Origin of the sequence: Mycobacterium sp. E735, from assembly GCF_001666955.1 — a bacterium.
Taxonomy (GTDB): domain Bacteria; phylum Actinomycetota; class Actinomycetes; order Mycobacteriales; family Mycobacteriaceae; genus Mycobacterium.
The window spans coordinates 1-10,412 of sequence record NZ_LZIX01000198.1 but is presented as its reverse complement, the minus strand read 5'-3'; the positions used below and the strand labels follow the sequence as shown (position 1 = coordinate 10,412).

At 67.2% G+C, this 10,412-nt stretch carries 12 protein-coding genes and 1 pseudogene; 10 read left to right on the top strand and 3 right to left on the bottom strand.

Going from position 1 to position 10,412, the window contains the following annotated elements; genetic code table 11:
• Nucleotides 1-78: 78 nt before the first annotated feature.
• A complete protein-coding gene (locus A5704_RS15850) occupies nucleotides 79-894 on the bottom strand; it encodes a glycerophosphodiester phosphodiesterase (RefSeq protein WP_067758882.1) in 816 nt (271 codons plus the stop codon).
• On the bottom strand, nucleotides 891-1,937 hold the full coding sequence (locus A5704_RS29795; protein WP_082954885.1) for a DUF4328 domain-containing protein: 1,047 nt from the start codon (nucleotides 1,935-1,937) through the stop codon (nucleotides 891-893). Before A5704_RS29795 ends, A5704_RS15850 begins: the two co-directional genes overlap by 4 nt.
• A gap of 761 nt (nucleotides 1,938-2,698) precedes the next feature.
• Here A5704_RS29795 and A5704_RS15840 point away from each other — a divergent pair.
• From A5704_RS15840 to rraA, 8 genes are all read left to right on the top strand, one after another.
• Entirely contained in the window at nucleotides 2,699-3,322 is a 624-nt protein-coding gene (locus A5704_RS15840; protein WP_067279219.1) for a superoxide dismutase, read from the top strand.
• Between the two features lie 196 nt (nucleotides 3,323-3,518).
• A complete protein-coding gene (locus A5704_RS15835) occupies nucleotides 3,519-4,052 on the top strand; it encodes a peptidase (protein ID WP_067889806.1) in 534 nt (177 codons plus the stop codon).
• Nucleotides 4,053-4,678: 626 nt separating this feature from the next.
• Nucleotides 4,679-5,077 carry a helix-turn-helix transcriptional regulator gene (locus A5704_RS15830; RefSeq protein WP_067758872.1) on the top strand — a complete coding sequence of 133 codons (399 nt, stop codon included), beginning with the start codon at nucleotides 4,679-4,681 and terminating at the stop codon, nucleotides 5,075-5,077.
• 137 nt (nucleotides 5,078-5,214) lie between these two features.
• Nucleotides 5,215-5,871 (top strand): DUF6474 family protein, encoded by a 657-nt coding sequence (locus A5704_RS15825; RefSeq protein ID WP_067758869.1) that lies wholly within the window; start codon nucleotides 5,215-5,217, stop codon nucleotides 5,869-5,871.
• Nucleotides 5,872-5,894: 23 nt separating this feature from the next.
• Nucleotides 5,895-6,569, top strand: a complete 675-nt coding sequence (locus A5704_RS15820; RefSeq protein ID WP_067758886.1) for a YcnI family protein — start codon at nucleotides 5,895-5,897, stop codon at nucleotides 6,567-6,569.
• The gene (locus tag A5704_RS15815) at nucleotides 6,566-7,075 is read left to right on the top strand and encodes a copper resistance CopC family protein (protein ID WP_067889803.1); all 510 of its coding nucleotides are present in this window, start codon (nucleotides 6,566-6,568) and stop codon (nucleotides 7,073-7,075) included. The genes A5704_RS15820 and A5704_RS15815 overlap by 4 nt, the downstream gene beginning before the upstream one ends.
• Before the next feature lie 96 nt (nucleotides 7,076-7,171).
• Nucleotides 7,172-7,618, top strand: a complete 447-nt coding sequence (locus A5704_RS29790) for a nucleoid-structuring protein H-NS (protein WP_067889800.1) — start codon at nucleotides 7,172-7,174, stop codon at nucleotides 7,616-7,618.
• Between the two features lie 29 nt (nucleotides 7,619-7,647).
• Nucleotides 7,648-8,127, top strand: a complete 480-nt coding sequence (gene rraA / locus A5704_RS15805; RefSeq protein ID WP_067752137.1) for a ribonuclease E activity regulator RraA — start codon at nucleotides 7,648-7,650, stop codon at nucleotides 8,125-8,127.
• Here rraA and A5704_RS15800 read toward each other — a convergent pair.
• Nucleotides 8,124-9,593 (bottom strand): NAD(P)/FAD-dependent oxidoreductase, encoded by a 1,470-nt coding sequence (locus A5704_RS15800; RefSeq protein WP_067752134.1) that lies wholly within the window; start codon nucleotides 9,591-9,593, stop codon nucleotides 8,124-8,126. The genes rraA and A5704_RS15800 overlap by 4 nt on opposite strands.
• A 76-nt stretch (nucleotides 9,594-9,669) precedes the next feature.
• Between A5704_RS15800 and A5704_RS15795 the strand changes: the two genes are divergently transcribed.
• Together A5704_RS15795 and A5704_RS29785 are read left to right on the top strand one after the other, a co-directional pair.
• Nucleotides 9,670-10,311 carry a TetR/AcrR family transcriptional regulator gene (locus tag A5704_RS15795; protein WP_067889797.1) on the top strand — a complete coding sequence of 214 codons (642 nt, stop codon included), beginning with the start codon at nucleotides 9,670-9,672 and terminating at the stop codon, nucleotides 10,309-10,311.
• A gap of 24 nt (nucleotides 10,312-10,335) precedes the next feature.
• A pseudogene (locus A5704_RS29785) lies at nucleotides 10,336-10,412 on the top strand (hypothetical protein); the annotation flags it as partial.

Sequence of the window (10,412 nt, the reverse complement as noted above, 5' to 3'; positions counted from 1 at the left end):
GGTGTGGAACCACGACGAAGCGAGCCGGCTGTTCGAGGCACTGGCCGCCGACGGGCCGGTGCCCATCAATCCGCCGGACTAACCGCCCGCGCGGCCGTTCTCCAAGTACGCCTTGGTACGGCCCGGGTGGTGGGTGGCGAGCCAGGCCACGCCGACGTCCCGGCAGAAGTCGAGGTCCTCGTACTCGTCGACGTTCCAGCAGTACACGGCGCGGCCCTGGGCTATCGCGCGATCGGCGAGTTGGGGATATTCCTTCAACGTCGCCAGCGACGGCCCGACGGCAGTGGCGCCGACGGCGGTGGCCGCGCCGCTGATCAAGTAGCGCGCCGTCTTGCCGAGCAGCACGGTCGGCAGCAGCGGCGCGGCTCGCCGGATCCGCCAGACCGCGGCCGCCGAAAAGGACATCACCACCGCGCGGGACCGGTCGGCGGAGGCCGGCGCGGCGATGCCGAACCGATGCAGTAGCGCGAGCAGCTTGGTTTCCACCAATGAGCCGTACCGCACCGGGTGCTTGGTCTCGATGAACAGCTTCACCGGCCGATGCCAATCCAGGACAAGCGACACCAGGGCGTCCAGCGTCAACAGGCTGGTGTCACCGTGCGTGCCGTCTTCACGCCAGCTGTCGTGCCACGCCCCATACTCGAGCTCACGCAACTCGGCGAGGGTCATGGTGCTGACCAGGCCGGCCCCGGTCGACGTCCGGTCCAACCGGCGGTCGTGGACGCAGACCAGGTGGCCGTCCCGGGTCAGCCGCACGTCGCATTCCACGCCGTCGGCGCCCTCTTTGAGCGCGAGATCGTAAGCGGCCAGCGTGTGTTCGGGCCGCGCCGCCGATGCGCCGCGGTGGGCCACCACAAAGGGATGCCCGGCGAGCACCTCCTCGGCCCACGTCATACGCGTAATGCTGCCGCTTCCTGCCCTTCGAACTCAACCGGACGCGGCGTCGGCGCCCGATCTTCGGAGACCACAACCCAGCGGTGCGCGGGCCGTTCGACGGGTTTGCGCTCGAACCCTTCGAAGACCCGGGCCGCCGCAGCCACCGTCACCGCCGCGAGCAAGTAGGCGAAAACCATCGTGATGGTGTTGTTCGCGATGCCCTGGGCGTCTCTGGCGAAGCTGGTCGCCATGGCGAAGACGGAGACCAGGTAGCTGGCGACCCACGCGATCCACCACTCGACGACGGAGCGGCGGATGCGGCCGTAGTGCTGCTCCAAAATCGCCAGCTCGATGACGAAAACCGGTGCCCACAGCAGGTTGGCCAGCGGCACCACACACCCTGCCCACAACGCCCGCGTGGACCGCGGCTCCGGCAGGCCGTGATGCGCGAACGCCGCCGCACGCCGGGCGATCAGCCACAGGATGAGGACCGCCCCGGAGGCCAGCGTGGCGGCGATCGCGGCCACGCTCGCCAGCACGCCGAGCCAGTCTGCACCGGCCGCGACCCACGAGTTCAACAATGTGTTCCGGTTGACGATGAGCAGCACGTAGCGCACGACGTAGACCAGGGCGGCGATGCCGAGGACGAGCACGCTCACGAACAACGTGGTGCGAATCGTCGGGGCCGATGGCCCCGGGCGGGTCGGGGCTCCGGCGGCCGCGGCCGTAGGTTCGACGCGATCTGCGAGGCTCCACCGCGGCATCACGGCGTAGCGCGGCGTCGGGCCCAGGGGACGCCGTCCACGCCGGGGAGGCGGCGCGGCGCCGGGGCGCACCGCGATCCAGCGAAAGCCCGGCGGCAGCCTTGGCGGGGTGCGCTGCCAGCCCCTGGCCGCGGGCGGTCGGCTCGCAGGCGCGGCGTTGTGTGAGCCCCACCGTGGGTCGGGCGCCGGCGCATCGGCCAGCGGCGCCATCAGGGCTCCCCGGCAACGTGGACACCATTCGCGCTGCCGTTCGCGGACGTTCCACCGAGTGCCGCATTGGGAGCACACCTGGATCACCGGACCAGCGTAGCCTCGCGGCGATCCGCTCCGCGTGCGGCGAGCGGTGGGGGTCCCGCGGATCGCTCGGGAATGGCTGGAGCCGAGTCGTCGGCTATCTCTTCAGCTATCCCGACTATCCACAGTTTCCACAGGTTTATCCACATGCGGGTTTTGGGTAAGGGAACCATTACTACAGCTTTTCCGGCTAGCGGTGGTTCGACATGTGGATAACACCGCTGCGTTGACGCATGCGATAGACAGCCCAGAACGGTCGCCGAGCGAAATGGATTGTCTTGCTAAGCAACCGCGGGGCCCCCGCGATGGCGCCCTCGGCTGGGTCTGCCCGGCGTTCGGCGCCAACCCGCAGTTCAGAGAGTCATTTTCCAAGCCCGCCCCGAAGCGCTATGATCGCGTTCGCGCGAAAATTGTTGTGACTCACCTCACTGCCGCGAGGTGAGGGGCGGGTGAAAGGCGATTGATGGCCACGCATTCGTTCGGTCCGGGTTCACCGGCCCCATCGAAGTCGTACTCGGGCTCGCCCGCGTGGAATCACAGCTACAGCGTTGCCGCGTTACGCGCCGGGCTCATCGCGCTGGCGTTGCTGGCCGTTCTCCTTCTCATCGTTCTGTCTTGAATCGACGCTGAACGGGTATTCGCCTTCCGGCTCATCGCGGTCATTCTTGCGGTCCGCGCAGTCATGGAGCAGGGTTGTCTACGGCTGGCTGCCGCTTGGCAGGCTTGCGAATGAGCGTTAGAAGACAATCGAAGAAAGGAACGCCGTGGCTGAATACACCCTGCCCGATTTGGACTGGGATTACGCAGCGTTGGAACCGCACATCTCGGGGCAGATCAACGAGATCCATCACAGTAAGCACCACGCCACGTACGTCAAAGGCGTGAACGACGCCGTCGCCAAACTCGAAGAGGCGCGCGCCAACGACGACCACGCCGCGATCTTCCTGAACGAAAAGAACTTGGCGTTTCACCTCGGCGGCCACGTGAACCACTCGATCTGGTGGAAGAACCTGTCGCCGGACGGCGGCGACAAGCCGACCGGCGAGCTCGCCGCCGCGATTGACGATGCGTTCGGGTCGTTCGACAAATTCCGCGCCCAGTTCAGTGCCGCCGCCAATGGACTTCAGGGTTCGGGTTGGGCGGTCCTGGGATATGACACCCTCGGCAACAGGCTGCTCACTTTCCAGCTGTACGACCAGCAGGCCAACGTCCCGCTTGGCATCATTCCGTTGCTGCAGGTGGACATGTGGGAGCACGCCTTCTACCTGCAGTACAAGAACGTCAAGGCGGACTACGTCAAGGCGTTCTGGAACGTCGTCAACTGGGCCGACGTGCAGAAGCGGTATGCGGCCGCCACGTCGAAGACCAATGGACTGATCTTCGGCTGAGTCCCACCTCGAATCGACACGGGCGTCGCGCGGCTTGCGCGGCGCCTTTGTCGTTTGCGCGGTCGCCGATTGGGCACTCCGAGAACATGTGCGCCTTTGGCCGTGTCGGGTTGCACGGCACCGAACCCGCAGGCATGCTTGGTTATTCGAGCTACCAGTGTGGTTAATCGGACGGAGGCGTCGCGCGGAGGTCGAAATGGAAACTGGGTCTGACCGCCCGATAGGGGTTTCCCCTTTCCATGCTCGTGGTGCCCTGAAAGGGTTCGTGATCTCCGGACGTTGGCCGGATTCGACCAAAGAGTGGGCCCAATTGCTCATGGTCGCGGTCCGGGTCGCGTCATTGCCCGGATTGCTCTCCACGACAACGGTGTTCGGCGCCCGCGAAGAACTGCCCGAGGAGCCCGAGCCGGGCACCGTCGGCCTGGTGCTTGCCGAAGGTACGGTCTTCGGCGAATCGGCAATCCGCCCAGGCTATTTCGCCGATCACCAGCCCCCGGCCCTGCTGATGCTGCACCCTCCATCGGAGACCACGCCGTCCTTGCCGGAATGCAACGGCGCGGCGTCGGGATGCGTCCTGCTCCCCGGATTGCCCTACCTGGGACTCGAGCATCGAGCGGCCTGGGTGGAGGCGGAAGCCGACGGCACGATCACATCGATGGTGAGCCGAGTCGGAGTCGACCCCATCAGCCATCCCGATACCGCCATCCTGGCGATGCTGCTTGCGGCATAGCCATTTACTTCGGCGTGAATTAGAAAACTCGGCTCGTTTTTGGCATCGATCGCCGCACCCGTGCGCTCGCCGGGTTTGGGCGTGCACGACGTCTGCACAACCGCCCCGCGGCCCCTTTGCGCACGCCGCCGGCGCACTCCCGCGCGCCATTCGCTTTCCCGCCTCCCGTTGCGGAAATGCCGGCGCGCGGGCGTCGCAGATGGGCCCGTCGCGACGGGCCGCCGAACACCGATTCACATATCCGGCACGTTTGCGAAGGGTGTTTTCCGGCCGCAACTGGCATTCGACAGCAAATAAGGCGTTAAGCAATCATAAATTGCTGCCCGGTTGCGGTGCGACCGCCCAGCACCTGCCCATCCTACACTTGACCCGCCCCGCCACCGACGGCCCGCCACCTTGCACCGGATGTCCAATTCTGCGGATAACCTGTGAGTTTCGCCGATTTAGTGGACACCCCAGCGAATCAGTTGGACGCTCGTCAAGTGCGGTATCGGCAAGCACCAGCTACGCCTGGACCGAATCCTGGGGGGTTTGCACCTGTTTCGGGACACAAACCCCCGCTACCATGATCAGCAAATATACCTAGGTAATAGTTCACTTCTACAGCCCAGTGGAGGTCATATCCAATGAGCACGACGTTCGCTGCTCGCCTGAACCGCCTGTTCGACACGGTGTATCCCCCGGGACGGGGGCCCCACACCTCGGCTGAAGTGATCGCGGCGCTCAAGGCGGAGGGCATCACGATGTCGGCTCCCTACCTGTCGCAATTGCGTTCGGGGAACCGCACCAACCCGTCGTCGGCGACCATGGCCGCGTTGGCCAACTTCTTCCGCATCAAGCCGGCCTACTTCACCGACGACGAGTACTACGAGAAGCTCGACAAGGAACTGTCCATCCTCGCCACGATGCGCGACGACGGTGTGCGCCGCATCGCCCTGCGCGCATCCGAGTTGTCCCCCGAGGCGCAAGGCGAGGTCATGCAGCGGGTCAACGAGCTGCGTCGCGCCGAGCACCTGGACGCTTAGCGGACGCCCGCGCCCGCACGCAGCCGCCCGGCCCCGACCTGGAGGGCTCCCGCCCGCCCATTCCGATTAGGGTTGGCTCACGGGATCGCGCACGCCCGAGAGCGATAGTCCACGAGATACCGGGGAGGCGGCCGGGTATGGGCCTGTTCCGCAAGCGAAAGAGTCGCGCGACGCGTCGCGCCGAAGCCCGTGCGATCAAGGCCCGCGCGAAGCTGGAGGCCAAGCTCGCCGCCAAGAACGAGACTCGCCGGTACAAGGCCGCCCACCGGGCGGAGGCCCGAGCCCTCAGGGCGCAGATCAAGGCCCAGCGGGACAGCGACCGCAACGCGCTCAAGGTCGCCGAGGCCGAACTCAAAGCGGCGCGCGAAGGGAAGATCTTGTCGCCGACACGGATTCGTCGGGCCCTCACGGTGTCCCGGCTGCTTGCGCCCATCCTCACACCGGTCATCTACCGGGCCGCCGTCTCGGCGCGCGCCCTGATAGATCAGCGTCGCGCGGATCAACTCGGGATCCCCCTGGCGCAGATCGGGCAGTTCTCCGGCCACGGCGCGCAGCTGTCCGCCCGAATCGCCGGGGCGGAAAAGTCCCTGCGGGCGGTGCAGGACAAGAAGCCCAAGGACGCCGAAACGCGGCAGTTCGCGTCGGCCATCACCGAGCGGCTCACCGACCTGTCGGCGGCTGTCACCGCCGCGGAGAACATGCCGGCCACGCGCCGCCGGGCGGCGCACGCGGCGATCGCGGCGCAGCTCGACGGGATCGAGGCGGACCTGATGGCCCGGCTCGGGTTGAGCTGATCAACCGAATGCGGCGGCCCGGCATGTCGATCCGAGCGCGGGTCTCCCGCGTCCCGGTCGCGGTGGCCGCCGCCCTCACCCTCTACGCCGTCTCGGCCGCACAGCTTCCGGCGGCGTGGGCCCACGTCCACGCCAGCAGCGACAACGCGCTGCGCGGCGCCATGGCGATCGTCACCTTCCAGGTCCCCAACGAATCGAACACGGGCGCACTGACCACCGCGCTGAGCGTCGCCCTGCCCGACGTGGCCGCGGCCAGCACCGAAACCGCCCCGGGGTGGACGGCCAGGCTGGACCGTGACGCGGCATCGGGCGCCGTGCGCTCGGTGACGTGGACGGCCGCGCCAGGAGGCGGCATCGGGGCTGACCAGTTCGCGCTGTTCCGCGTCTCGATGAAGCTGCCCGATACCGACACCGTCAGTTTCCCGGCCACGCAGACCTATTCCGACGGCACGGTCGTCAAGTGGGACCAGCCGCCGCTGCCGGGCGGTGGTGAGCCGGAGCACCCGGCGCCCACGCTGACACTTGCCGTCGGACCGGCGGCATCCCACGGCCACCATCCGTCTTCTGTCACGCCGGCCGACCAGGTGTCCGGGCCTCCGCCCAAACCCGCGGACAACACCGCCCGGATGTTGGGCGGCGGGGCCCTGGTCGTGGCCGCGCTGGGAGTCTGCCTCGGACTGATCCGCCGCCGGGCATGAGGCGGTTGGCGATTGCCGCATGCGTCGGTGCCCTCTGGCTGATCGCGACGATGACCGCGCCGGAGGCGTCGGCCCATGCCGCCCGGGTGGCCACCGATCCGGCCGACAACGCGGTCCTCGCGGCGGGGCCAGAGCGCGTGAGCGCCACGTTCAACGAACAGCTGCAGACCACGTTCGCGGCCATGACCGTCGTCGGGCCCGACGGCAATGTGTGGTCCGCCGGCGACCCGACGGTCCACGGCGCGGTCGTCGGCATCGGCTTGCGGCCGCTGGGCCCGGCCGGCACGTACACGGTGAACTATCGGGTCACGTCCGCGGACGGCCACGTGGTCTCCGGATCCTGGTCGTTTCGGTTGACGGTCTCCGGCACGGGCACGCCGGGACCACCGGCCGCAGGTGGCACGGCCGGGGGCCGGGACTCGGGGGTTCCGGTCTGGCCGTTCATCGTGGTGGCGGTGGCGCTCATCGCCGGAGGCGCCGTGTGGGCGGCGCGGCGTCGAGCGTGACCGGCGGCAAAAGCGCCCGCGTGCGTGCTGGCATGATGGGTTCGAAGAACCCGCGTGGGCTAGAGAACTACTGAAGATTGCTCGAGGAGCGGCCGCATGGCAGACCCGCAGGATCAACCCAATAGCGAGCCCGACGGCGATTCCACCCCGCCGCCGGAAAAGACGCCCCCGGCCAAGGCGGCCAAGAAAGCCCCGGCCAAGAAAGCCCCCGCGAAGAAAGCTCCCGCGAAAAAGGCGCCGGCCAAGAAAGCCCCGGCCAAGAAAGCCCCGGCCAAGAAGGCGCCCGCCAAGAGCGCCGAGCCTCCGGCAAAGGCCCCGGCACCGCCACTCGAGGTGCAGCAGCGAATCGAAAGCAACGGCGACCTCACGGCCGCCGCCAAAGACGCGGCCGCACAAGCGAAATCCACGGTGGACGCCGCCAACAACCCGGTATCGCCAGACGCTCCGATGGAGGTCCTGACCCAGTCCCGGCTGCCGTTGATCGTCGCCCTGGCGGTCAGCCTCCTGGCGATCCTGTTGATCCGGCAGCTGCGGCGCCGCTGACCCGCCACCGAGCCGCTACGGTGTCAGACGTGACCGTGTCATTCCAGCCAACCGCCGACCTCGTCGACGACATCGGCCCCGACGTACGCAGCTGCGACGTCCAGTTCCGCCAGTTCGGTGGCCGGTCCGAATTCGCCGGAGCCATCAGCACGGTGCGCTGCTTCGAAGACAACGCATTGCTGAAATCGGTTCTCTCCCAGCCAGGTGCGGGCGGGGTACTGGTCATCGACGGCGGCGGTTCCCTGCACTCGGCGCTGGTCGGAGACGTCATCGCCGAGCTGGCCCGCTCGAACGGCTGGGCGGGCCTCATCGTCAACGGTGCCGTGCGTGACGCGGCCGCGCTGCGCGGTCTCGACATCGGCATCAAGGCGCTGGGCACCAATCCCCGCAAGAGCAGCAAGACGGGCGCCGGTGAGCGCGATGTCGAGATCGCGCTCGGCGGCGTAACCTTCGTGCCCGGCGAGATCGCCTACAGCGACGACGACGGAATAGTCGTCGTCAAACCCTAAACCGCAACCGGCGCACGCTTCTTCGCGAATCGCAGGCCCTCGTCGGCAACCTTGCCGCGCCGGATCGTGCGCATGTCGAAGAGGTAGTTCTGCTTGAGCCGCCAAGGCGCCCGCGACCCCGACTTGGGCAGCATGTCCATCGCACGCTGGAAGTAGCCGGGGCTGAAGTCCATGAACGGCAGCTCGTCGACGTCGTCACCGGGATGCTGCGGCTCCACGAAGTCAAACCCGTTGGCGTCCATGTAGTTCAGCAACCGGCAGACGAATTCGGAGACCAGGTCGGCCTTGAGCGTCCACGACGCGTTGGTGTAGCCGAAGGTGATCGCGAAATTCGGCACACCGGAAAACATCAGGCCCTTGTACGTCATCAAGGACGTCAGCTCGATCGGCTCACCGTTCCTGGTGGGCTTCACGCCGCCGAGCAGCTGCATGTTCAAACCCGTTGCGGTGATGATGATGTCGGCCTGCAGCTCCTCACCCGAGGTGAGTTTGATGCCCGTCTTGGTGAACCGGTCGATCGTGTCGGTGACCACGTCGGCCTTGCCATGCCGGATCGTGCGGAAGAAGTCGCCGTCAGGCGCCAGGCACAGCCGCTGATCCCAGACGTTGTACCGCGGCCCGAAATGCTTCTCGACGTCGTAGCCCTCGGGTAGGCGACGCTTGGCCATCGTCATCAACGTCTTGCGCATGTAGGCGGGCGCCTTGCGAGACAGCTGGTACTGGAAGGTGCTGAATGCGATGGCTTTCCACCGATTCGCGATGTGCGCCAGGCGATCCGGAAGCAGCCGGTTGGCGCGTTCGGCGAACGGGTCCACCCCGGGCAGCGAGCCGATATAGGTCGGCGAGCGCTGCAGCATCGTGACGTGGCCCGAGCCCGAGTTCACCAGCGCCGGGATCAGGGTGATCGCCGTGGCTCCCGAGCCGATGACGATGATCTTCTTGCCCTGGTAATCGAGGTCCTCCGGCCAGTGCTGCGGGTGGACGATCCGGCCCTCGAAGTCGTCGGCGCCGGGGAAGGTGGGCGAATACCCCTCGTCGTAGTTGTAGTAGCCGGTGCACGCGAACAGGAACGAGCAAGTCATTTCGCGCTCCTGGCCGTCCGACTCGACGGTCAGGGTCCAGCGGTTGTCGGCGTCGGACCAGTCGGCGGCCAAGACGCGCTGGCGGTAGCGAATGTGCCGGTCGATCTTGTTCTCGACCGCTGCCTCCTTGACGTAGGCCTTGATGTCCGGGCCGTCGGCGATCGACTTCGCCGAGAGCCAGGGCTTGAACCGGAACCCGAGAGTGAACATGTCCGAGTCCGACCGGATGCCCGGGTATTTGAACAGGTCCCAGGTGCCGCCCAGGTCGTCGCGGCGTTCGAGGATCGCGTAGCTCTTGGTCGGGCAGCGGTCCTGGAGATGCCAGGCCGCGCTGATGCCCGAGATGCCGGCGCCCACGATGATCACGTCAAGGTGCTCAGTCATGTTGTCACGTTATCAACGGTCCGTCGACACAGTCAACAGGGTGTCGAATTTTTCGACACCGTGTAAAGTAGCGGCCGTGACTACCGCCGGCCAGACCCGCGCCCTGCGTGGCCGCCGTGCCATCCGGCCCTCGGGCGACGACCGCGAGCAGGCGATTCTCGCGACCGCCGAGCGGCTGCTGGAAGTGCGGTCGTTCGCCGACATCTCCGTCGACGACCTCGCCAAGGGTGCGGGCCTGTCCCGGCCGACGTTCTACTTCTATTTCAAGTCCAAGGAAGCGGTGCTGTTGTCGCTGCTGGAACCGGTGATCGCGCGCGCCGATTCGGAGTTCGACGGCGCGGTGCAGCGGCTACCGGAGGACCCCCGACGGGTGTGGCGAAACGGCATCAAGGCGTTCTTCACGGCGTTCAGCACGCACCGCCGGCTGGCCCGCGCCGCCACCGAGGCGCTGGCGACCAGCTCCGAGCTCCGCGTGGTGTGGTTGGGCTTCATGCAGAAGTGGATCGACCAGACCGCGGCCATGATCGCCGCGGAACGCGTGCGCGGCGCCGCGCCCGAGACCATTCCCGCCGTGGACCTGGCGACCTCGCTGAACCAGATGAACGAGCGCACCATGATGGCCGCTTTGTCCGCCGAGACGCCCGCGGTCGACGAGGACCGGGTGGTCGACACCCTCACCCACATCTGGGTGACCAGTATCTACGGCGAATCCAGCTAAGTGGCGATCGCAAGCGCGGCGTAGCCGGGCGAAGCGGGTCGCCACCATCGCATCAGTGGCGATCGCAAGCGCGGCGCAGCCGGGCGAAGCGGGTCGCCACC